22 protein-coding genes and 2 pseudogenes are annotated in these 21,244 nt (G+C 47.6%); 18 read left to right on the forward strand and 6 right to left on the reverse strand.

The genetic code is table 11. The features are described 5' to 3' along the window. Positions 1 to 19: 19 nt before the first annotated feature. The 7 genes and pseudogenes from CZ379_RS02665 (at position 20) to CZ379_RS02695 (ending at position 6,608) form a co-directional block, all read left to right on the forward strand. Positions 20 to 1,249, forward strand: coding sequence for a pentapeptide repeat-containing protein (locus tag CZ379_RS02665; protein ID WP_110930195.1), 1,230 nt, complete (start codon positions 20 to 22; stop codon positions 1,247 to 1,249). Continuing rightward, on the forward strand, positions 1,246 to 1,782 hold the full coding sequence (locus CZ379_RS02670) for a hypothetical protein (RefSeq protein ID WP_110930196.1): 537 nt from the start codon (positions 1,246 to 1,248) through the stop codon (positions 1,780 to 1,782). The genes CZ379_RS02665 and CZ379_RS02670 overlap by 4 nt, the downstream gene beginning before the upstream one ends. Further along, positions 1,782 to 2,213 (forward strand): DUF4280 domain-containing protein, encoded by a 432-nt coding sequence (locus CZ379_RS02675; protein WP_110930197.1) that lies wholly within the window; start codon positions 1,782 to 1,784, stop codon positions 2,211 to 2,213. The genes CZ379_RS02670 and CZ379_RS02675 overlap by 1 nt, the downstream gene beginning before the upstream one ends. A gap of 42 nt (positions 2,214 to 2,255) precedes the next feature. After that, a complete protein-coding gene (locus tag CZ379_RS02680) occupies positions 2,256 to 5,036 on the forward strand; it encodes a hypothetical protein (protein WP_234404783.1) in 2,781 nt (926 codons plus the stop codon). 18 nt (positions 5,037 to 5,054) lie between these two features. Then, positions 5,055 to 5,534 (forward strand): hypothetical protein, encoded by a 480-nt coding sequence (locus tag CZ379_RS02685; RefSeq protein WP_110930198.1) that lies wholly within the window; start codon positions 5,055 to 5,057, stop codon positions 5,532 to 5,534. Between the two features lie 323 nt (positions 5,535 to 5,857). Further along, positions 5,858 to 6,123 (forward strand): annotated as a pseudogene (locus CZ379_RS02690) (recombinase family protein); the annotation flags it as partial. Between the two features lie 89 nt (positions 6,124 to 6,212). After that, complete coding sequence (locus CZ379_RS02695) at positions 6,213 to 6,608, forward strand: hypothetical protein (RefSeq protein WP_110930199.1); 396 nt, start codon at positions 6,213 to 6,215, stop codon at positions 6,606 to 6,608. A gap of 518 nt (positions 6,609 to 7,126) precedes the next feature. On the opposite strand, the gene CZ379_RS02700 is transcribed toward CZ379_RS02695, so the two are convergent. After that, entirely contained in the window at positions 7,127 to 7,354 is a 228-nt protein-coding gene (locus CZ379_RS02700; RefSeq protein WP_110930200.1) for a helix-turn-helix domain-containing protein, read from the reverse strand. A 272-nt stretch (positions 7,355 to 7,626) separates the two neighbouring features. Between CZ379_RS02700 and CZ379_RS02705 the strand changes: the two genes are divergently transcribed. The 3 genes from CZ379_RS02705 (at position 7,627) to CZ379_RS02715 (ending at position 8,803) form a co-directional block, all read left to right on the forward strand. Then, on the forward strand, positions 7,627 to 7,914 hold the full coding sequence (locus CZ379_RS02705; protein ID WP_110930201.1) for a DUF6809 family protein: 288 nt from the start codon (positions 7,627 to 7,629) through the stop codon (positions 7,912 to 7,914). Between the two features lie 224 nt (positions 7,915 to 8,138). Continuing rightward, positions 8,139 to 8,489, forward strand: coding sequence for a metal-sensitive transcriptional regulator (locus CZ379_RS02710; protein WP_110930202.1), 351 nt, complete (start codon positions 8,139 to 8,141; stop codon positions 8,487 to 8,489). A gap of 107 nt (positions 8,490 to 8,596) precedes the next feature. Beyond that, positions 8,597 to 8,803, forward strand: coding sequence for a copper ion binding protein (locus CZ379_RS02715; RefSeq protein WP_110930203.1), 207 nt, complete (start codon positions 8,597 to 8,599; stop codon positions 8,801 to 8,803). 99 nt (positions 8,804 to 8,902) lie between these two features. Here CZ379_RS02715 and CZ379_RS02720 read toward each other — a convergent pair whose 3' ends face one another. Together CZ379_RS02720 and CZ379_RS02725 are read right to left on the reverse strand one after the other, a co-directional pair. Further along, positions 8,903 to 9,553, reverse strand: a complete 651-nt coding sequence (locus CZ379_RS02720) for a hypothetical protein (RefSeq protein WP_110930204.1) — start codon at positions 9,551 to 9,553, stop codon at positions 8,903 to 8,905. A 94-nt stretch (positions 9,554 to 9,647) separates the two neighbouring features. Continuing rightward, entirely contained in the window at positions 9,648 to 11,102 is a 1,455-nt protein-coding gene (locus CZ379_RS02725; protein WP_110930205.1) for an aminotransferase-like domain-containing protein, read from the reverse strand. A 170-nt stretch (positions 11,103 to 11,272) separates the two neighbouring features. Here CZ379_RS02725 and CZ379_RS02730 point away from each other — a divergent pair. Together CZ379_RS02730 and nfsA are read left to right on the forward strand one after the other, a co-directional pair. Next, positions 11,273 to 11,883 (forward strand): annotated as a pseudogene (locus CZ379_RS02730) (LysE/ArgO family amino acid transporter). A gap of 78 nt (positions 11,884 to 11,961) precedes the next feature. After that, positions 11,962 to 12,705 carry an oxygen-insensitive NADPH nitroreductase gene (nfsA, locus tag CZ379_RS02735; protein ID WP_110930468.1) on the forward strand — a complete coding sequence of 248 codons (744 nt, stop codon included), beginning with the start codon at positions 11,962 to 11,964 and terminating at the stop codon, positions 12,703 to 12,705. 26 nt (positions 12,706 to 12,731) lie between these two features. Here nfsA and CZ379_RS02740 read toward each other — a convergent pair whose 3' ends face one another. After that, positions 12,732 to 13,511, reverse strand: coding sequence for a TatD family hydrolase (locus CZ379_RS02740; RefSeq protein WP_110930206.1), 780 nt, complete (start codon positions 13,509 to 13,511; stop codon positions 12,732 to 12,734). A gap of 230 nt (positions 13,512 to 13,741) precedes the next feature. On the opposite strand from CZ379_RS02740, the gene CZ379_RS02745 reads away from it, so the two are divergent. The 3 genes from CZ379_RS02745 (at position 13,742) to CZ379_RS02755 (ending at position 15,714) form a co-directional block, all read left to right on the forward strand. After that, the gene (locus CZ379_RS02745; protein WP_199925422.1) at positions 13,742 to 14,749 is read left to right on the forward strand and encodes an EAL domain-containing protein; all 1,008 of its coding nucleotides are present in this window, start codon (positions 13,742 to 13,744) and stop codon (positions 14,747 to 14,749) included. Positions 14,750 to 15,025: 276 nt separating this feature from the next. After that, the gene (locus CZ379_RS02750; RefSeq protein WP_110930208.1) at positions 15,026 to 15,226 is read left to right on the forward strand and encodes a cold-shock protein; all 201 of its coding nucleotides are present in this window, start codon (positions 15,026 to 15,028) and stop codon (positions 15,224 to 15,226) included. Between the two features lie 254 nt (positions 15,227 to 15,480). Next, positions 15,481 to 15,714, forward strand: a complete 234-nt coding sequence (locus tag CZ379_RS02755; protein ID WP_110930209.1) for a cold-shock protein — start codon at positions 15,481 to 15,483, stop codon at positions 15,712 to 15,714. Between the two features lie 102 nt (positions 15,715 to 15,816). On the opposite strand, the gene CZ379_RS02760 is transcribed toward CZ379_RS02755, so the two are convergent. Both CZ379_RS02760 and CZ379_RS02765 read right to left on the reverse strand, forming a co-directional pair. Next, complete coding sequence (locus CZ379_RS02760) at positions 15,817 to 16,506, reverse strand: response regulator transcription factor (protein WP_110930210.1); 690 nt, start codon at positions 16,504 to 16,506, stop codon at positions 15,817 to 15,819. 25 nt (positions 16,507 to 16,531) lie between these two features. Then, complete coding sequence (locus tag CZ379_RS02765) at positions 16,532 to 17,689, reverse strand: sensor histidine kinase (RefSeq protein ID WP_110930211.1); 1,158 nt, start codon at positions 17,687 to 17,689, stop codon at positions 16,532 to 16,534. Positions 17,690 to 17,869: 180 nt separating this feature from the next. On the opposite strand from CZ379_RS02765, the gene CZ379_RS02770 reads away from it, so the two are divergent. From CZ379_RS02770 to CZ379_RS02780, 3 genes are read left to right on the forward strand one after another with little or no spacing between them, the layout of a single operon-like run. After that, positions 17,870 to 18,805 (forward strand): ABC transporter ATP-binding protein, encoded by a 936-nt coding sequence (locus tag CZ379_RS02770; RefSeq protein WP_110930212.1) that lies wholly within the window; start codon positions 17,870 to 17,872, stop codon positions 18,803 to 18,805. A 16-nt stretch (positions 18,806 to 18,821) separates the two neighbouring features. Then, positions 18,822 to 20,018 carry an ABC transporter permease gene (locus CZ379_RS02775; protein WP_110930213.1) on the forward strand — a complete coding sequence of 399 codons (1,197 nt, stop codon included), beginning with the start codon at positions 18,822 to 18,824 and terminating at the stop codon, positions 20,016 to 20,018. Then, a complete protein-coding gene (locus CZ379_RS02780; RefSeq protein ID WP_110930214.1) occupies positions 20,011 to 21,162 on the forward strand; it encodes an ABC transporter permease in 1,152 nt (383 codons plus the stop codon). The genes CZ379_RS02775 and CZ379_RS02780 overlap by 8 nt, the downstream gene beginning before the upstream one ends. Positions 21,163 to 21,244 lie beyond the last annotated feature (82 nt).

The following is a 21,244-nucleotide window of genomic DNA, read 5'->3' on the forward strand; positions in this document are numbered from 1 at the left end:
GCCAGGTGGTGTAAATGCAATGGACAAGCCTGTAGAAGGGCAGCAAGAGCAAGTCATTCTTGATGAGGCATGGGCCTCTATTCGTAAAGATTGGGCAATGGCGCTTAAGACCACGCTAGAACAACGTATTGGGGAATGCGTACAGGCATTTAGAGAATATTGCCGAGATATTCGTCAAAAGCAGCTTCAAGGGCAAAAAGGCAGCGTAAGTTACATCACTTACTCTATGCTGCGAACATCATGGCTGGAGCAGCATCCAACTTATATCGTGGAGGCCGCAGATGAGTACTGGGTATTTGATACTGATCCACTCCAATTTGAGTGGGATATTAACTGGGCTTTCTCCTATTGGAGTGATCTACAGCAGCAGGGTCAGGCTGAAGCCATGGAGCGGCGACAACCTCTTTCCGAGGTCGGATTAGAGCAGATGATGCTGGTTGCAGCGACGGAGTTCCACGCATTCATGGTGAGTTTGCTGCGTCTGGCGATGAAACGGGCAGTGCATACTCCCGAATTTCAGGAACTGGAGCGTGGAGAAACATTTGAAATTCGTGTCGGGGAGTATTTGGATCAAAGCGTGTCCGTATATAAGGAAGATCGCCGGAAGCGGGATATACAAGAGGTCAAAGCATGGTTGGAGTTACAAGAAGCCGCCCGTGGGTACGGCTATGAAGCCTTGACGAAGGTTGACCTATCGGAAGGGGATTATAGCCGCCTGGATTTTCGCTATACGGCTTTCCGCGACGTGCAGATGGAGAATAGTCGTTTGCAATTTTGCGTGCTGGTGGGTACGGAGTGGCAGGACAGTCACCTTCAAGGTACTGACTTCACCTCCAGCCTGGTCTATGGAGCGGATTTTAGCGGCTGCTCTCTAAGGAATGCCATATTGGACAAGGTGATGGGCAGTGTAAACGATGCTGATTTATGGCTGGAATGGGAACCGTTAGGATTCAGCGGCGTGAATTTTGCCGGGGTTAATCTGCAAGGGGCTTCTTTGAGGCTAGCTCAGCTACAAGGTGCTGATTTCCGTAATGCCTCGCTGCAGCAAGCTTCATTGATCGGGGCCGATCTAGCAGCGTCTTGCTTTGAGAATGCCGACCTGACAGATGCTAACTTTGCTGGGGCTCATCTGACGGATGTGTCTTTTGCCGGCGCAAGGTTGGCTGGTGCTGATTTCAGCGGCGCCAAGCTGCAAGGCGTGAGTTTTACGGAAGAGCAGCTCCGTGAAGTTAGGGGGCAGATTACGTGAGATATTATCGGCTTAGGATGGATGAGCGGATCAAGCCTCGGATTGAGCCTGTACCGCTGTCTTCATTGCCTATGAAGAGCGGCTTGCAGAGGATGGAATCCTTAGAGGAAGAAGCTCCATTATTTTTAGCTGTACAAATTCATTCGCAATCCGTATTTCCGGACTTTTTGGAATATCCCGTGCCGTTAGTATCCGGTGGCATAAGGGCTTTATTGGAGAAGTATACGCCAGGCTTGGAATGGAGAGCGGCTATACTTACCGATTTGAAGCAAGCCAAGCAAGAGGTGTACTGGGTGCTGCGCCCTCCTGTGGAGAAGTGTTTGTCTGATAGAACCGAATGGTATCCCGATCATACATTGAAGCGTTTAGTACTCCAATACATGAAAGACATGCCCCCTATTTTTCAAATCGCGGATGTGATGGAGCCGTACCTGTTTATCAATTTGGCATTGGCAGAGAGTCTACTTCGCCGTCCATTTATAGGCATAAGACTTGAAAGAGTAGAGATAGAGAGCAAGGAGGGACAAGCCTGATGAAGGAAGCAAAGGTACGGCAAGCGCAGATACAGCCAGGAACTGGCGGGGTCAAAAGCTATGTCGTAGCAGGCGCGATTTTGAGCTGCAGCTATGGCACTCAGCCGACCCGGTTAAAGCGTCCTTTCAGCCATGGGGTATATGTCAAAAATAAAGCGGCGATGAATATTGCGGATTACGTGCCGGGAGAGAATATTCAGTCTTTTGGCAATTGCTTCAGTCCTCATAATCCTGCCGTACAGGCGAGTGACATGGTTGATATTTATGGGGTGAAGAAGGCTCCGTGTATCCCTGTTCTGACCATGCCATGGCTGAATGGGAAAAGCGATATGCTGATTGAAGGTCAGCCCGCTTTGACGCAGGATTGTACTCACCACTGTTTGTATTGCGGGCATATTCGAATTGAGAATGACGGCCAGGAACTGGACTAACCGTCAGAGTCGGGATCAAGTCAGAAGGGAGGATGTGCAACCTTGAGCTTACTTACAGAGGGGATCGGCTATGAGAGCATACGTTTTTACGGTCCCTTTCAGCCGCAGCATATTCAGCAGTTACATATTCATAGAGCTATTAATGAACATGCTTATTTGCAGATGAACGGCATTCTTACCGAAGAGCAAGGGGCTGCCTGGATCGGGCAAACCATGGATCAGGAGCCGATCGTTATTCGCCAGCTGGACGAGCATGGACAAGCCCTAAGAACATTATTCCACGGGATGATCACGGGCCTGTCTATACATTGTGTAAGGGGAGTCTATACTTTTGAGCTGGAGGCTGCCGCGCATTCCTATCAATTAGATGTGAAACTAAAAAATCGTTCTTATCAAGAGCCGCAGCGCACTTATGATGATCTGGTCACGGCACTGGTGCGGAAGTATAAGTACGGGGACGCGATTGATACCGTCACGGACGGCGCCAAGCTGGATAACTTCCTGCTGCAGTATCAGGAGACGGATTGGGCGTTTTTAAAGCGACTCGCTTCCCGATTCGGATCGGTGCTCGTGCCTGAAGTGACTGCAGCATCGCCCAAGATCTTTTTTGGGCTGCCGATAGGCAAGCTGCATAAGCTGGAGCGGGATGTATTCTACCGGGTGCGAAAAACGTTTCATGAGCTGTCTGCTGAGAAACCAGAAGGGCTGGCTGGCTCGTATGTTACCTATACGATTGAAAGCCTGGAGTACTATGCCTTAGGGGATGTGATTGATCTCCCCATCGGGCAAGGAAAGGAACTTGTCGTGGTGCGAGCGGAGACACGTCTAGAGGATGGAATGCTCCGTACACGATATGATCTTCAAGCTGAACATGAAATTCGTTACGTGCGGGTTGAGAATGAGCAGATTACGGGAATTTCGTTACTAGGAAAGGTGGTTCATGTAGAACAGGAGCGTGTACAGCTTAAACTGAAGATTGACCCCGAGCAGCATTCTGCATCCTGCTGGTTTCCTGTAGCCACCCGTTATGTGGCAGAAGATCATAGTGGGTGGTATAATATGCCGGAAATCGGGGATCAGGTGGAGCTGTATCTGCCTACAAACCGCGAGCAGGATGCCTATGTCACCGATGCATTACGCCAGCAGCGTACTCATGAACAACCGGATGCCAGGGTGTGGCAGCATGCGCGGGGAAGCGGTGTAGAGCTGTCTAAGCGAGAGCTGAGGCTGCACTCCCCAGGCAAAGTATCTATTACGCTTCATGAAGCTAGCGGCGTTGCCATCAGCAGCCCGGGGAATGTACAAATTCAAGGCGGCGACGTTAAGCTGGAGGCGGGGAAGGGACTATCGCTAAAAGCTGGCACAGCGCTATATCTCAAAGGCGGAGCTAGCAGCATGGTGCTGGATGGTGAAACAGACCTCAAAGCTCCAGTGATTGAGCAGGAAGGGACGGTAAAAGCCCCGGTCTTTGTCACCGACCTGCCTCCGGTATGGGAGCCTGAGATAGTGAGTGTACAGGCGTATAAGGCATCCCAATCTTCTGCCGCATCCGATACTTCATCGGGGAATGTAAATAGCACTTCAGCCAAAATTACAAGCCCGGCTGCTGAAGCTGCAGCTAATACCATGTTGGTTACGGAATCTAAACTGGTGGGTTCGATTCCGGCAATGACGGGCGTTCTATTAAGTGCGTTGGGAGGGCCTGCGAATAAGGCTGTAGGCGTGGCGCTGCAAGCAGCGGCGGTAATTCCTGTGCGAAGTGATGGGAAAGCTCAAAGTGTGCCCGTTAATAACCCTTTGCATCGACTAAAGCAATTAGCAGGTCTACTCATGCAAGGACTGATTGACCAGCGAATTTACGAAGAAGAAAGACAGGCTTACTACACACAGTGGATTTTAGGCAAGATGGTAACGAGTGCGCGTCAAGTGTCTCATTCAAATCATAAATTGGAATTGATTTATCACTTATTGAATGAATCAAACAACATCTATCAAGCCTACCATGAGGTACCTGAGGATGTGAGAAGGCGTTGGGAGCCCCCAAGGTATTTTCCAAGTGGATATGAAGATACGAATCGAATAATTCTAGAAGTACAAGCATCGTTAAATTGGTCTGATGCATTAACTGAAGATGTGGCGAAGCGAGTTGCAGAGAAGCAGAGTTATGATGATATAGTAAAAGAAATGGAATGGAAGCACAGAATAAAAGTAGGGGGCGGTTTAGCTACTATTTATACGAGTTACAATGCGGAAGGTGCGGGATTGTCATTAAATGAACTCTTTACGGGTTACACCCATAATTCTAGTGAAGTACCGTACATAAGGGGTGGTGGGTTCAATGTCAGAAATCCTAGCCTAAATCGTAAAAAGACTGAGTTTAAGACCATGACACAAGCGGAATTAGATAAGTTCGCCAAGTCTGTTAAAGATAGACGACCTAAGGATGATCCTAGGAATACTACAGTGGAGAACCCTAAGGAGACGCTGGAATCACCGAATCCGAGTAATTCTACTAAGGGGACGGGTAAAGCTGATGATTTTGCTAAAGAACCTTTTTTACCTGATGAGGCATATGGTAAGAATCTGCCCAAATTTGTTGAACCAGGAACAAAAAGCCTAAATAAATACGACGAATTCGGTAATCTTAAACAAACTAAATACTATGATGATTACGGAAGAGAAAAGGGATGGATTGATTATTCTAATCATGGCTATCCTGAGAATCATAGTGTTCCACATTGGCATGAGGTACAATGGAATGAGAAATATCCAATAGGAGGGTATAAAATTGACCATCGTATGGATACAAACCCACCTTTTTAGTGAGAGGCGTGAAAAAGTATGTTGAAATTGCGATATTCTGATGCAAACAATAATAGTAATTTTATTATCAATTTACTTGAAGTTATCAATAAAAAATGGAGTAACATATATTGGGCTGTGGGTGATATTGAAATAATACCTAAATATAATGGTGATTATCCTGGTACTGGACAAAATAAATCTATTGAAGTAGCTTTTAATTTTGGAAACAAAGTTGAAAGAGAAAAAATTGCTTATTTGAAACTGTCGCAGTTCATGGAAGTACTAGAAGATACTCAAACAATAAGGAACGCTGTTCTTATTTGCTTTCCGAACGACGTCCCATTTGATTACAATCTTCGTCCAAGGGTTGAGGCAAACAAACTTAACAAAATTCAGCATGAGTTAGCACAATTAGAAATTAGAATTTTAGATGGCGATTTATTTTACATTTTGTCGAAAGAGAGAGAGATTACCTTGTTGCTAGAGGAACAGTTGCAGGAATTTATCCTGACTTAATCAATGGCAAATAATTTGAATACCTTGATTGGCTTCGTGCCTGTCAAGGTTTCTTTTTAGGTGGGGGATACCCAGTGTCGAATGAATCCAACATTCCTTCAATAACACTACCCGTATAATGTTTTCGTCATATTGATTGTACGCACACATAAAGTCGAAAAGTATAACCTAAATATCGCAATAGAGATACATTAAACAGGTCGAATTTGGTTAGATAACACCATCATTGACCTGTTTTTTTATTAGCCTTGCTTTCTCCTCTGCTTATGTAAATATTTGGCTTTCTGTAAATAACTTTCGCAACTATCAGAGGGGGAATAAGTATGAATGTCATCGGTTACGTTCGAGTGTCTACCCAAGGACAAGCCAAGGATGGTTACAGCTTGGCTTATCAACAGGATGAAATTCAAGCGTATTGTAAACAGCAAGGTTGGACTTTGCTACACACCTTTAGCGATGAAGGGATAAGTGGGGCAAAGGTGAATGAAGATGCGTTAGAAGTGGATAGAGCAGGTTTACAGGACTTGCTCAAATATCTATCCAGCACAAGGTCGATATTGTCATCACCTTGAATACAAAGGGAGCATGGGTTGAATTTTATAGCTACAAAATAGACGCTGATGGATTCATCATAGACTCCACAAAAGTTGTATCAAGAAAATTAACGGAGTGAGAAAATTGATAAAATACATGGATAAACGAACATTTAAAGACCACATGCTACAAGCCTTAAAGGAAATAGCAATATCTCGAAATGTAAAGTTAGAAGATAATTGCAAGTTTACAGTAGTACCTGTAATTGAACATGGTAAATCTCTAAATTCTACTGATGAGTATTTGCATCGTGGGATGTTTAATGAAAAAAAATTGAGTGGAAGGGAATTTGACCTCGAAGCAGTGGTCAATATGCTAGCGTGCAGGCTTCCATTATGCCCTCTCTGGATTAACGTAGCACTCAAAGAAATTAGAGAAGATATGACAGTTATTGAACTACAAATTAGTTTAAGATTTCGTAATCCTAGCTTGCTACAAAACCAAGACACTGGTCATCCGCCTTTTAAGTCTATTATTTAACTGTAGAACTGATAACGCAAGACCCTGACTGGCTTCATGTCTCTTAGGTTTTGGAGGGGGGACGAATGAGCCTATCATTTAACCAATAACAATTCTAACCCATGTAATACCCGTATAAAAATTTCTTCATTTCGGTTTTTACGCACATCAAATGCTTTAATTTTATAACCTAAATAACGCTATTCCGTTACGATGAACAGGTTGATTATGGTCAGTTACCACATGATTGACCTGTTTCGTATTATTAGGTCAGCCAGAGATCTCTGGTTGGCCTATATTTATTATGATGAGTCAATTGCCAATGAGACTCATATTCCATTTACTCCATAAAAAAAGTGAGGTGAAGGAATAAGCTCTTTCCCACTTGAATTATGAGTAGGAATGAGCCTTTTTTGCATACCCAAGATTACTCTCTCTGTCTTATTATATCGGTAGGTTCTCCCAGTATTTTGGAAAAGTCAGATATTTATTTTGTGCAAGCCCCGTTTTTCTAACCAACACACTCTGATACATATCCTTCAATGGTAAGTAGGGGCATCAGAACGTCCAACAAGGTAATCAAGGCTTACGTCAAAATAATCAGCTAGAGCGTAAGCGATATCTAGACTAGGTATTCGCGTTCCTCTTTCCCAATGACTAACAATGGATCTGTCAACTCCTAAAGAAGCAGCAATGTCTTGTTGTGAGATTGACTTTTCAAGGCGTAAGTTTTTAAAACGCTTCGCAAAAATTTCTCGATTAAACATAAACAGCTCCTTGACTGTGACTAGAAGTCACTATATAATCAAAGTGCAAGTCGTGACTTTTAGTCACGCTAAATTGATACAATGCTGATTAATAACTAAACAATGTAATTGTTTTTGATAGGCAGGATCACGAGTGAAAATAAAGCGGCGCACTCTCAGCAAAGAAACGCACATCCTTCACAGAACTGCCTGAAAGGCAGACTGCACATTTAATCTATCATGTGTCAGTCTTTCTTTCAAGGAGCCGCAATTCAATTGAAGGGAAGAGGAAAATGAGAAGTATTTTAGAAGCGTTATATTGTGGAGATATTCGCCCTGAAGAAACGATTGTGCCAATTGATCCTAAATACCGCGCCTTAAATCGAAAAGTATCTGAAGCTATGAAGATATGGGAGAAGAAGTTATCAGCAACAGAACTCAGTCAGCTTGAAGAATTACTTGATTTGCGAAGCAAGTCAGGATCAATGCATTCTACTGCTTCTTTTATCCGTGGATTTCAACTTGGCGCACTAATGATTAATGAAGTATATGCAGCACGAAATGAGATCGTAGGTGATTGAGTATCTCTTTATAATTATTAATGTGACATACTAGCATTGCAGATAATTCATCAAAAGCTTATTTCTGCCTGATTGTAGTGGGAATAAGCTTTTTGATTGTGGTGGTAAAGCGGTCGGTGTATATATCTAAGATTCGTGTTAGATTGGAATGAGTATTTACAAGCTCTTTACATACCCTGTAGGGGTATAATATAATGAACTAGAGGGAAAGGAGTGATACCGGCATGACAGAACCGAGGGAGAATGGACATCATTGCGCGGATGAGGCTTGTCCGGCAGGGGATTCCGCCTCCATAGAAAGGCGCAGCCATCATTCGGAAGAGTTGAAAGGCAATCTCACCCGGCGCCTTAACCGGATTGAAGGGCAAATTCGAGGGATCAAGGGCTTGATCGACAAGGACACGTATTGTGACGACGTGCTCAACCAAATTGCTGCTGTACAATCGGCTCTGAACAGTGTTGGTCGGCTGCTGCTGGAAGGCCATATGAAGAGCTGCATCATAGAACGCATTCAGGCCGGAGAGACAGAAGTGGTCGATGAGCTCCTGGTTACAGTCAATAAGCTCATGAAATAAGAGCCGATAGGAATACTAAAGATCTACGCTGATTCGATGTAAAGTTACGTCTAGAATATTATCGCGAGCAATTATCGCGACCAAAAGCTAAAGGAGGAGGAAGTGCTGTGCAGACTGTTACAATTCATGTAGAAGGCATGTCATGCAATCATTGCGTGAACTCTGTGGAGGGCGCGGTATCTAAGCTGGGAGCAAGTGCCAAGGTAGACCTGTCCGCCAAGAACGTTACGGTTACCTATGACGAAAGCAAGGTAAGCGTAGGGGCAATCAAGGAAGCCATTGAAGAGCAAGGTTACGACGTAGTAGAAAAGTAGATAGATCAAGGCTGCCCGGAGGCAAAAAGAATCAAGCGCTTCCGGGCTGTTTTTATTGGAGGAGCTGACTTCATCTCTGCAAGCGTCTGATCATTCATTTTAACTAATCCAAGTGGTCGAAGCCTCTTCGACCTTCCAGGCCCCTTCCTCCAACGTTAGTTCAATATGAGCGCTAATCGCCCCGTTTCCAGCACGGTACTTCATGCCTTCTATGACAGCGCCGTTCACACTGATTTCAACTTTGTCGATTTGGAGCAGCACGCCGCTCAAGACCATGCCGTTGTTATGGTAAGCTTCACCTTCGCTCTCCTTGAGCTGATCGAAGGTAGCGTCCTTAAGCGGGACGGCAAAACTGCCCATGTATTCCTCGATGTATCGCTTATCCTCGTCCGTTAATTGCGACAGCACGCTGAAATCGATGGCTATGTACTTCATGTCCTCGTTCAAGGCTTCATCGATCGTCATCATCGCTTCGAAGACCAGGCCGTAAAGCTGGCCTGCGCTGCCATTGGCGTTTTCGCTCCATCGTTTTTCATCAATTTTCTCTTGTTCTAAGAATCCCATTCCGATCTGCTCCGCTTCGAGAGAGCTAGTCTCGGCAACGGTTGCTGTATCAGCAGGCTCCGGGAGTTGGTTCGTTACGGCAGAGTTCGGATCGACTGGCTTGCCGCTTAATTCTTTGTTATCTGTGCACCCTGTTATTAATAAAAATACAGCAATGGCGCATGCGCCGCTTTTTATGATATGCATAGGCTGGCCCCCTCTCATTTAATAAACGACTCCAGGGACGTATTAGTTGCTTGGTGATTGGAATAAATTGGGCAAATGTGTTATTGAATATATATCAGCACGAAATGGATCTGATAATCGCTGCTAAACGGGCAAGGCCATGCTCCATATCTTCTATTGAAGCGAAAGCATAAGAAAGGCGTATATATTGATTCGCATCGCGATCGTAAAGATGGCCGGGATTAATTAGTATGTTCTGACGAAGTGCTTGGTCGAATAGCGTTCTTGCTGAGAGCTGGGCCTTCAGTTTCAACCAAATATAAAAACCGCCAGCAGGCGTATTCCAGCTCGCGATTTCAGCAAAGTAGCGGTTCAGGCAGTTCAGCATGGCGGCGCGGCGCGCTCTCAGCAGCTCGCGTACTTGCTGTACGTGCTGCTCATACATCCCGCTGCTAAGCCATTCTGCGGCAACCTGCTGCGATATGGCGCTAGAGCCATAATCGCTTTGCATCTTAATATCCGCGAGGCGTTCCAGTACAGGCTGCGGGCCGGCAATCCAACCGATGCGGAGTCCCGGGCTAATTGTCTTGGAGAGACTGCCGAGATAAAGGATATTCCCAGTCCTGTCCCGAGCCTTGAGCGGATTGGCGGGGGGAGCATCCAGCCACAAGTCGCGATACACATCATCTTCGATTAGCGGCAGGCCGCTAGCTTCACTGGCGTTCATCAATTGCATGCGGCGCTCCTCGCTCATCATCGTACCCGATGGATTATGAAAAGTAGGTATCGTGTACAACAAAGAGGCATTGTACTGTCTCGCGTAGGCATTAACCAAATCTGCCCGAATGCCATCCGAATCCATTGGAACGCCGCGCAGCTTCATGCCGGCGGATTGGAATACGGGAACGGAGTACAGGTAGGAGGGACGCTCTACCAGCACGGTAGAACCTCGTTCAAGCAAACCTACGGATATAAGCTGCAGTGCCTGAAGCGCGCCGGAGACGATGAGCACGGAAGAAGCCGAGACCGTGATGCCATGCTGCTGGAGCCGGGCGGCGAGCAGCTCGCGAAGCGAAGGATCTCCCATAGGCTCCCCGTACCCCAATGGCGGAGTCCGATCGGCTACGCGCCGGAGCAGAATGCTCGTCTCGCGATCCGGCAGCAATTCGGGCGATAGCTCGCCTGTTCCAAGCCGGATGATGCCGGGGCGGAATTCGGCACGGTTAATTTCTTGGACGGCTGGGAGATTGGGACGATGGATTCCGGACTTGACGTATGTCCCCCAATCCGTGGGAGGCGTCACGGCAAGGGCGCCCCATGTATGGTTGATCACCCGAGTGCCGCCGCCCTTGCAGCCTTCCAGCATACCGGCAGCGGTGAGTTCATCGAGTGCCGTCACGATCGTGCTGCGGTTGACGTTGAAGGCTTCGGCTAGCTTACGCTGCGAGGGAATGCGGGTGCCGACGGGCCATTCGCCGCCGACGATTTTGTCGCGAATATATTGCGTAATTTGAACGTGCAGCGGAGTAGCCGATTGTCGGCTACTCCGCTGCCAATGCGTTTGCTCCATAAATAAGACCTCCAGCGGATAAAAGAGGAGATGCACGAGGCACCTCATTAAGTTAGATTTAGTTCTATCATATAATTTGGTTGGTTTGCAATCCGTCCAAATGGCTGGAGCCAAATCCATTCCTCTGCTCTACAATGAGAACAGCTGATTGATAAACGGAGGAATAATGAATGTGGGAAGCGTTGATTTATGGATTTGTACTGGCGTTTGGATTGATACTGCCGCTGGGTGTGCAAAATATTTTTATATTCAGCCAAGGGGCCGCTCATCCTAAATTGCGGCATGCTCTGCCTGCGATCGTTACTGCATCTATATGCGACACTTTGCTTATTTTGCTTGCAGTAGCCGGGGTTTCTCTAGTCGTTCTGACGATATCCTGGTTGAAAATAAGCTGTTCATTCTCGGTGCCTTATTCATGTTGTACATGGGCTTGTCGATTTGGCGCAGTCGTCCCGAGCTGCCTGCCGCTGGTGAAACCCGACTTGCAGCGGGTAAACAAATTATATTCGCGGTCTCGGTATCCCTGCTTAATCCTCACGCGATTATGGACACGATCGGGGTTATTGGGACAAGCTCTCTTCGTTTTGAAGGACTGGAGAAAGGTCTCTTTGTCGCGGCTACCATCGGCGTATCCTGGATATGGTTCTTCGGGCTTGGCTGGGCGGGACGCCTCATCGGGGGATTGGATCCGAGCGGAAAAAAACTGAGGCATATCAATAAGCTATCAGCAATTATCGTCTGGGTCATGGCTGGTTATATTATATTCCAGTTATTATGGTAGGAGCAGGGATGAAATTGATGAAAAAGGAGAGATCGAATCATGCATGGCATGAATAATTCGTTGGATGAAATAAAATCAATGAACGAGACAATTGCATTGCTGCTTAATCACCGTTCCATTCGCAAGTTTACAGACCAAACGCTAACGCCCGAGCAGGTAGAAATGATCGTTGCGGCCGCCCAATCGGCATCTACTTCAAGCAATGTCCAGGCATATAGCGTTATTGCTGTCATGAAGGATGACCTTAAGAAGGAGCTGGCTCGTCTAAGCGGTGATCAAGCTTACGTGCATAGCTGCCCTGTCTTTTTAGTATGGTGTGCCGATCTGTCGAGATTGAAAAAAGCGGCGCAAACTCATCGCCCCGGCGAAGAAACCTATGAGGGATCGATGGAAAATTTGATCGTAGCGACAGTGGATACCGCTTTGGCGGCCCAGAATGCAGCGGTTGCTGCGGAATCACTGGGTCTTGGCATCGTTTACATTGGAGGCATTCGCAATCATATCGCTGAGGCATCCAGCCTGCTCGGTTTGCCGGAGCTTGTCTATCCGCTGTTTGGCATGTGCGTTGGATACCCGGATCAGCAGCCTGATCTTCGGCCCAGGCTCCCGCAAGAAGCGGTTTTGCACTGGAACAGATATGATGCTTCCACCGCAGACACGCAGGTCGAACGCTATGACGAGATCATGTCGGCATATTTGCGTGAAAGAACCGGCGGGGCAAAAGACACGCCTTGGTCGGTGCTGATGGCGGACAAGCTCGCTCAGCCGTCGCGGATGCATATGGGGCAATTTTTGCGTGAGCGGGGCTTTGGCAGGCAGTAATAAGATTCTTGAGTATTGGAAAGCCTCTAGATACCGTAAAAACGGCGAGTGTTCTCGCGCAGCTGAAGGCAAGCCGCTTCAAAAGTGATCTTCTGAATGGAGGCCCAGGCATGGGCGACCTCCAAGATCATGGGCGGCTGAGTCAGCTGCCCTTCAAATATGCCTTTGAATGGCCAAGGGCCGTCCGTTTCTACCATAACTCGATCGAGAGGATAACTGCGGGCCAATTCGATAATTTCTGCTTCATTTAGCAGATCAGGGGTAAAAGAAATATAGTAGCCCCGTTCTGCCATTCTTTGTACCGTATGCTTAGCGCCTTTAAACCAGTGAAAATGCGCTTTGTGAATATGATGCTTCTCCAATAAGTCGCAAGCAAGGTCAGCATCCTCATACACAGCATGAAGTACGACGGGCTTATCATGTTGTTTGGCAAAGCCGAGGAACTGTTCCAGAAGCTGTACGTAAGCGGTCATATCGATGTCGCTGCCTTCTCTGGTCATTTGACGGCGTAAATAATAAGGCAGTCCAATTTCCCCGACAGCGATCATGTACTGGGCATGGAGCTGCATCCAGGAGAGCAGCTGCCGGAGCTCTTCTTGAGAAGGCAGAGGATTTTCCGGATGAAAGCCAAAGGCAGGATGAACAATTCCAGGATATAATTTTGACAGGGCCAAGTTCGTCTTCGACGATTCAAGGTTCGTGGATACCGAAATAAGTCCATCGACTCCGCTGGGGCGCATTTTTTTAATCAATTGATCTATCGCTGCATCCTCATACTGATCCAGGTGAATATGGGCATCAATCATGGTTGGATCATCCCCTCCTCATGGTCTGATTTATTGGGTTTCCCCCTCATTATATCTACTCGCTAGATTAATCACAGCTGCTGCCAGGCTAAATCAAGACATAATGCTGACAAAAAAAGAGAGGAAGGTCACGTGGCACAATAGCAGAACATGGTATAATTTTCATATAATTAACCTGTTGAACTAAACGTCGGATCAGCGTTTTATGTATGAAGTCAAGGAGGATTGCTATGATCTTCAGCAACGGCAGTGCCCAATCGGCGCTCGAAGACCGTGGGTACGTAAGGTTTCGTCCATACTCAGCCCCCTTTATAGCCCATATGCAACAAATGGGATATCGCTCAGAACAGAGCTTCCCGGACTGCCAATTTTCGTATCGATCGAAGGATGAATTGCTGCTTCTGCTGGAGTGTAGTCGCAAGTACAATTTTATGTGTGGAGAAAGGCTGCTGGTTTCGCTGGCGAATAAAGGGAGCGAGCACTCTTCGCTATGGCTTGGAATATGTCAAATGGAATACCGTGTAAAGAACAATGACGTGCTTGGCGTAATCGTCGATAAGCTGTTCGAAAACCATATTCAGCCGATCGTCAATGCAGATGAAGAGATTGTCGGCTATGAGTTTTTGCTGCGGCCATCGTCGAAGAAAAGACCGTTCAGTCCCCTTGAATTGTTTGCGATCGCACGCGAGAGCGGGCTGCATTCCTCCCTTGATCAGGCGGCAAGGCTGGCGGCAATCGAGACGAGTGCACAACATTTGCCGCGGGGAATGAAGAGATTCATCAACTTTTTGCCATCCTCGATCGAATATCCGTGCCGCAGCTTGAATGATACATTTAAGAAAATTGAGCAGCTTGCCCTGGATACGCGTGATTTTGTATTCGAAGTGGTGGAAACGGAGCGAATCCGGCATCTTGCGCATTTGCAGCATATTTTTGAAGTGTGCCGCAGCTATGGGATAGCTATGGCACTGGACGATGTCGGAGCAGGATTCTCGTCCGTCGAAGAAATGTCTCGGCTTCAGCCTGATTATGTGAAGATTGACCGGAGCATCGTAAGCGGCTGTAGAAATGATGCCCACAAGCAGCGGCAAATTAAAGATATTATTAGACGCGCTGTTGATTTTGGTGGAAAAGTACTCGTTGAAGGCGTTGAGAGGCGAGAGGACTTTGAATTTTGTCTGGATAGCGGGGCTGTTCTCGCGCAAGGGTATTTGTTTGGCCGCCCAGGAAAACCATAGGAGCCCGAGAATACAATTCGCGTGACTTAAATACTTATGTATTGAGGAATAAAACAATGTCTGCCAAGAGAGGGCTGGACAGCCCTCTTACCGTATTTTTACAATTAATTTGCTTTTTTCCTTCGTGAAGGATATAATATCAATAGTTGATTAAAGTGATGCAGCATCAATATTCACACGTTGAAAAGAGTGTCACCTTTTGAGATGGAGCTTTTTTCAATGTGTGAATTTTTTATGTAAAAATGAACATGTTAATATTTTTAGGAGGTACCCTTAATGGAAACTGGAACAGTCAAATGGTTTAACGCTGAGAAGGGCTTCGGCTTTATCGAAGTTGAAGGCGGAGATGACGTATTCGTTCATTTCAGCGCAATTACTGGCGAAGGCTTCAAGACTCTTGATGAAGGCCAACGCGTACAATTTAACGTAGTTCAAGGCAACCGCGGCCCGCAAGCCGAAAACGTCGTCAAACTGTAATACAGGCAAAGCTGCTCTTAACGAACTCGTTAAGGGCAGTTTCGTTAAGATATAAGAAAGCACAACACCTAGAACAATCATCCTTATATCGCGGGGGCAGCATTTGAGTCTCAAGAGCAATAACCTATACGAATGAGCAACGAACCAAAAGGCGGTCTGTCTACTGTGAAATTACGTCGATAGACGTTTTTCTTGTTTAAAGGGGATAGGGTTTCCCTATATAAAGTAGCCTTATAACCCAAAGGAGGGAAAACATGAATTACCGTAAAAAAACGTTAGAAGAAATTCCTGAGGAGAATACACCGGTATGGTCGTGTACTAGCGAGAGCTGCAACGGCTGGATGAGGGATAATTTTGCGTTTGATTACACTCCGGTATGTCCTCTGTGTTCCTCTGCCATGGAGAAAGGGATGCGAATGCTCCCTCAACTGGTGAATACGAACTTGGATCAGAAGACGTTGTCTAAAGGCGTGAAAATTGACCAATAAGTCACCGACCCATAATGAAGCAGCTGTACTCCACTGGAGCTACAGCTGCTTTTTTGTGCTGAGCTTAAGGACTTTGGCAATTTGAATATCGGACGGCCAGCCTTAACCCTGCTGGTTATGGCTTTTCCAGTATAAAATGGCGATTTGCGTTCGGTCGCGGACTTGGAGCTTGGCGAGAATGTCGGTGATGTAATTTTTAACGGTGCCTTCGCTAAGGAATAGCTTTTGGGCGATCTCTTTGTTAGACATGCCTTCCGCGATCAAGGTGACGACGTTATGTTCAGCTGCCGTAAGTCCAGCTTCTCTCAGCTTATTCGCTCCCCCCTCAGAATTTGCATTTGTCCCTGCGTTCGGGGCGCGAAGCATTCCGGTCAGCTTCCTGGCGATGTCGGGATGAATGAGCATGCTGCCGCTATGCACTGTTTTGATCCCTTGAATCATTCGGTCGGGAGGGATGTTTTTAAGCAAATAACCGCTGGCACCGCTCTGTAAAGCCTCAATGATGAATTCATCATCATCAAATGTGGTCAGGATCAGCACGGCAATTTGCGGAAAAAGCGCTTTGATTCGCTTCGTACCTTCAACGCCATCGCATTCCGGCATGCGGATATCCATAAGCACAACATCCGGCACAGCGACTTCGCCATTCTGCAGCTTGCTCACGGCCTCAACACCATGACTTGCCGTGCCAACGACATCAATATGCGGATCCATCCTAATCAGGATCGACAGACTCTCCCGGATGAAGGGGTCATCGTCTACGATAAATACAGATAAATTCCGATTCGTCATGATTATCTCATTCACTCCTGCCTGGTTATAACACTTCTCCTTGGCGTGCGACAGGAAGCCGGGTCGTTACTGTAAAGCAAGGCTCCAGTTCAACTTGAAGACTTCCCCCGGCAACCTGGCATCGCTCGCTCATTCCTGCTATTCCTAATCCAGCCACATTATCGAAATCTTCGTGAAGCAAAGGCAGTATCCCGTTATTGCTTACCGCCATACGAATTTCGTTCTCGCTATAGCTGAGTTTGATTTCAACGGCATCGGGCCGCCCGTGTTTCAGAGCATTGGTCAAGGATTCACGCGCATTTTTGTAAAGAATGATTTCTAGGCTTGGATATAAAGGATAGGGCTGGCCTTCAACGGACAGGGCCGTGCGAATGCCATTCTCTCTGCCGATCTCTTCAAGCATAATTCTTAGCGCCTGAATGCCTGTTACCTCGGAAGGCGGCTTCAGCCGACGCACCGTGGCACGCAATCCATCCATTCCCGTCAATAGTTGATCCCGAATTTGCACAAGCAGGCTCATCCCTTTGTCCGAATCGGTCGGAATGACATGCAGCGCAGCCTCCATCATCATTTTCGCACGTATAAGACGATGCCCTAGGTCATCATGGAGTTCTCTGGATATCCGTGTCCGTTCCTCGGCTTGAGCGGCTCCTTCCACCTGCTTGCTGAATAGCAGTATTCGTCGATTTGCATCATGGAGCTCGTAATGTCGTCTGCGCAGATCGTCGTAGGTTTGCTGGAGCTCGTTTTTTTGGGCGCTAATATGCTGGAGGTAGGCGAGGATCGCAGCTATAAACACCAAGAATAAAAGTATGCCAAACCGCCAGCTAAGCGGCTCGGACTTCATAGCGAAATAAAGCGTGCCAAGATGAAGCGCAAACATATTTACTTGAACAAACCGACCGGGCATGGACGGGTAGATGAACACTGGAGAAAGAGCTGCCAGGCTTACTAGCCCGCCATAGGTATAAGAAAGCCAGGCGGAAGAGGCTATGAGCAGCAGACACCATATGGATAAGTAAGTGTTCTGCCTTATGAAACGCCCCAAAATGGCTACAGTAAACAAGACTAGAATATGTATGACATATCGTTCATAGGGAGAGTTTTGCAGTAAAAAAATATGAAAAAATCCTGGAATCAAAATGATTCCGTACATGAAGGGAAGAAGCATAGGCTTCGCCATTGTTCTCAACCCTTTGCCTGAAAATAAGATGATCCTATTATAGCATAACCGCTTTAATGATTAGGGCGCAGAGAGTGGTGACTTTCGTCATTTCTTATTGGTGACCATCGTTACCTTACGTGGGAGGAACGGCCTGATACAATGGAATAAAGCAGTTACAAGGCAGGGGGCGAACGTAGGATGGCTTTTGTAGAAGTAAAAAATGCTGTGAAACGATATGGGGACAAATTGTCTGTCGATCATTTGAATATGGAGATAGAAGCGGGGGAGATATTTGGACTGCTTGGCCCGAATGGAGCAGGAAAGAGTACGACGATGAATATGATTGTCGGGCTGCTGCCGATGGATCAAGGACGTATTACTGTCGATGGGATCGATGTGAAGGAACGTCCGTTAGAGGTGAAGAGAAGAATCGGGCTGGTTCCGCAAGATCTTGCTTTATATGAAAATATGCCGGCTGCGGATAACGTGGCGTTCTTTGGCAGACTGTACGGCCTGCGGGGATGGGAGCTGAAGGAACGCGTTAAAGAAGCGCTAGGGTTCGTCGGTTTGGAGGAGCGGGCCAAGCAGCGGCCGCATACCTTCTCAGGGGGAATGAAACGGCGCCTGAATATTGCCTGCTCAATCGTGCACCGCCCGAAGCTGATTATTATGGATGAGCCGACCGTGGGAATTGACCCTCAGTCGCGAAATCATATTTTGGATTCGGTGCGGGAATTGAATCGCATGGGCTCGACGGTAATATATACGAGTCATTATATGGAGGAGGTTGCGGCCCTTTGCGACAGGGTAGCCATTATGGATCAAGGCCATGTCATTGCCTGCGGGACGGAGCAAGAGCTGCGGGATCGAGTCGCCGGAGAGGAGAAGATCATTATGAAAGCCTCCGGTGTGGGCGAGGCTGTTCTTACGGAGCTGAAGCAGCATCCGCGTATCATCCGTATGGTGCAAATAGAGAACGGGCTTGAGCTGCATACGTCATCCTCACAAAACGAGCTTCAGGATATCTTGTACGTCTGCGCGAAGCATGATGCCGTCATTCATTCCGTGGTATGCGAGCAGCCGACCCTAGAGACGCTGTTCCTCAATTTGACCGGGCGCACGCTGCGGGATTAGGACTGGGAGGGAACACATGAAGCTATTTACAATTGCCTGGTTCGAGCTGCGAACGCTCACACGGACGCGCGTCGTTTTATTGAATTTATTCTTACTGCCTATGGTGCTGATATTCATACTAGGCAGTGCGCTTACAGGGAATTTTGCGGATGGCACAGAAGCATCCATCGAGACGGCAAGGGTCATGATTGTGGAGGCAACGTCCCAGCCAGAGGGGAATGCGGCAGGTTCGAACGGTATTGGTCTTGGGCTCAAGGAATTTCTGGGCAGCCCTCTAGTCGGACAAAGACTGCAGATAGAGTATATTGCGAGCCGTGAGGAAGCGGTCGAAGCTTTGACCCAGCGGGAGGCGGACTATGCCGTGGTCATTCCGCAGGATTTCGAGCAGCGTGTGCTGGCAGGCATGGAGGCGCACTGGGAACTAATCCCCGGGAAGGACAGCATGAAGAATCATGTCGCCGAAATTATTTTCCAAGCTTATTTGGATGAAGTAAACCGGGTGCAGGCTGCGATTATTGCCTTAGGGCCTAACGGCTTGAGGGAGGCAATGGGGACGGCGATTGCTCTGGATTCCACCTACGTGGAGACAGCGTCCTTGAATGATCAAGGCAAGATGTATTCCGCCTTCCAGTATTATGCGGCATCCATGCTGATCATGTTTCTTCTGTATTCCGGTTTAACCGCGAGCATCAGTCTGTCGGAGGAGAAACGGAACAAAACGCTATATCGCTTGAATGCCATGCCAGTGAGCACTTTAGAAATATTTACGGGGAAAATTGCCGGGAACAGCTTGGTGGCTGCATTACAGGCGGCTGTCATTATTAGCGGCACGTCATTGCTTTATGGCGTAGATTGGGGAAATCATCTAGGGCTGCTCATCCTGATTTGCGGGCTTGTCGTCATGGCCTCCATGATGCTGGCCGTTATTATTACTCTGTTAGCCAAATCATCCGCAGTTGCCCGCTCCGTTGTTGTAACGATAATAGTGGTGATGACCTTCCTAAGCGGCGGATTTCAACCATTACCTATTGAGCTCGTACAGCGGCTGGGCGAATTTACAGTCAATCACTGGGCGCTCCAGGGCACGCTGCGGTTAATGCTTGGGGTAGGGCCTGCAGAAGTGATGCCATATATTTTGATGCTGGGCTTATGCTGCGGACTGTTGCTGATCGCCGGTATCGTTTCTTATCGGAAGGTGGGGTATCATGAGTAGCTTGACGATCGCGTGGAATGTCATAAGACGAACCATCGGGACTAAGAAGGGGCTGCTGGGCTACATATTGCTGCCATGCGTGGTTATTGCCGTTGTCATTGCCCTGCTGGGAAGAGAAGAGATGATGCTGGCCCAAATAGCGTATGTAGATCAGGATCAGGGAACGGCGAGCGCCTATCTGCTGGCGGAACTGGCTAATAAGCCCAACTATACCTTGAAGCCGTATGAAAATGAGGCGAGCATGAAAGAAGCGCTTTTATCGAAAAAAGGGACGACAGGCTTCGTGATTCCGGCTGGCTTTACAGAGGGAATTTACTCCGGTCATGCGCCTAAATTTCAAGTGTATGATTTAATGACGAGCGAAGCGACCTTTACCCTCCGGGTCAATCTGGATGGGATCACGCGCGGGATGATGTCTTCCGCAGAGCTCGTTAAAGCTTCTACGGGTGAGAACGATCTGGATCAGACCGTGTTGGCCCGCGTGTTCGAAGAGACGAGAAAACATCGCGTATCCTCAGTCGATCACAATCTGCGGCTCTATCCTAAGGGGGGGCTCAGCACGATCACCGGTTTTACGCTGATGTTCCTTATGAGCTTGATCAGCAGTTCAGTGACGCAGATCGTCGAAGATCGCAGTAGGCGCACGATGGCTCGCGTATTCAGCGCGCCGGTCAGAACGTGGGAGATTGCCGCAGGAAATTTCCTGGGTAGCTTCTTTGTAGGCGTTATTCAAATCGCCATCGTGCTGCTGCTTAGCCGCTGGGTGCTGCGCTATGATGCCGGAATTCCGCTTTATCAGCATTTTATCGTTCTGGCCGCATTTATGCTTGTGGCGATGGGAATTGCGAGCGCGGCGGCCGGACTGATCCGCAATCCGCAGAACGCAGGCATGCTCAATAGCCTGATCATCACCCCGACCTGCATGATTGGAGGCTGTTTCTGGCCCCTCTCTTTCATGCCGGAATATATGCAGAAGGCAGCCAATTTTGTTCCGCAGAAATGGGCGATCGAGGCGATTGAGCTGCTGTCCTCCGGGAGCAGCCTTCAAGGAGTCGGCGTTCCTCTGCTTATACTGGTGCTTATGGCCTTCGTGCTGCTGATCATCGGTTCAGCGATCCTTCGTCCCAGCGAGGGGGAGGCATAAATTTCCGACTTACACCCTATAATTTTCGGCCATTAAAAACAGGTTATCCGCGGGGGACGATCGGCGTCACCCGGATAACCTG

The organism is Paenibacillus bouchesdurhonensis, assembly GCF_900155685.1.
In the GTDB taxonomy this organism is placed as follows: domain Bacteria; phylum Bacillota; class Bacilli; order Paenibacillales; family Paenibacillaceae; genus Fontibacillus; species Fontibacillus bouchesdurhonensis.

What these genes read in the sequence shown, in the direction of transcription:
- CZ379_RS02685 (WP_110930198.1), top strand. Translation starts at nt 5,055, where the DNA reads ATGTTGAAATTGCGATATTCTGATGCAAACAATAATAGTAATTTTATT.
- CZ379_RS02745 (WP_199925422.1), top strand. Translation starts at nt 13,742, where the DNA reads ATGATCTTCAGCAACGGCAGTGCCCAATCGGCGCTCGAAGACCGTGGG.
- CZ379_RS02665 (WP_110930195.1), top strand. Translation starts at nt 20, where the DNA reads ATGGACAAGCCTGTAGAAGGGCAGCAAGAGCAAGTCATTCTTGATGAG.
- CZ379_RS02705 (WP_110930201.1), top strand. Translation starts at nt 7,627, where the DNA reads ATGAGAAGTATTTTAGAAGCGTTATATTGTGGAGATATTCGCCCTGAA.
- CZ379_RS02710 (WP_110930202.1), top strand. Translation starts at nt 8,139, where the DNA reads ATGACAGAACCGAGGGAGAATGGACATCATTGCGCGGATGAGGCTTGT.
- CZ379_RS02770 (WP_110930212.1), top strand. Translation starts at nt 17,870, where the DNA reads ATGGCTTTTGTAGAAGTAAAAAATGCTGTGAAACGATATGGGGACAAA.
- CZ379_RS02760 (WP_110930210.1), bottom strand. Translation starts at nt 16,506, where the DNA reads ATGACGAATCGGAATTTATCTGTATTTATCGTAGACGATGACCCCTTC.
- CZ379_RS02750 (WP_110930208.1), top strand. Translation starts at nt 15,026, where the DNA reads ATGGAAACTGGAACAGTCAAATGGTTTAACGCTGAGAAGGGCTTCGGC.
- CZ379_RS02755 (WP_110930209.1), top strand. Translation starts at nt 15,481, where the DNA reads ATGAATTACCGTAAAAAAACGTTAGAAGAAATTCCTGAGGAGAATACA.
- CZ379_RS02765 (WP_110930211.1), bottom strand. Translation starts at nt 17,689, where the DNA reads ATGGCGAAGCCTATGCTTCTTCCCTTCATGTACGGAATCATTTTGATT.
- CZ379_RS02775 (WP_110930213.1), top strand. Translation starts at nt 18,822, where the DNA reads ATGAAGCTATTTACAATTGCCTGGTTCGAGCTGCGAACGCTCACACGG.
- CZ379_RS02780 (WP_110930214.1), top strand. Translation starts at nt 20,011, where the DNA reads ATGAGTAGCTTGACGATCGCGTGGAATGTCATAAGACGAACCATCGGG.
- CZ379_RS02700 (WP_110930200.1), bottom strand. Translation starts at nt 7,354, where the DNA reads ATGTTTAATCGAGAAATTTTTGCGAAGCGTTTTAAAAACTTACGCCTT.
- CZ379_RS02725 (WP_110930205.1), bottom strand. Translation starts at nt 11,102, where the DNA reads ATGGAGCAAACGCATTGGCAGCGGAGTAGCCGACAATCGGCTACTCCG.
- CZ379_RS02675 (WP_110930197.1), top strand. Translation starts at nt 1,782, where the DNA reads ATGAAGGAAGCAAAGGTACGGCAAGCGCAGATACAGCCAGGAACTGGC.
- CZ379_RS02720 (WP_110930204.1), bottom strand. Translation starts at nt 9,553, where the DNA reads ATGCATATCATAAAAAGCGGCGCATGCGCCATTGCTGTATTTTTATTA.
- CZ379_RS02740 (WP_110930206.1), bottom strand. Translation starts at nt 13,511, where the DNA reads ATGATTGATGCCCATATTCACCTGGATCAGTATGAGGATGCAGCGATA.
- nfsA (WP_110930468.1), top strand. Translation starts at nt 11,962, where the DNA reads ATGAACGAGACAATTGCATTGCTGCTTAATCACCGTTCCATTCGCAAG.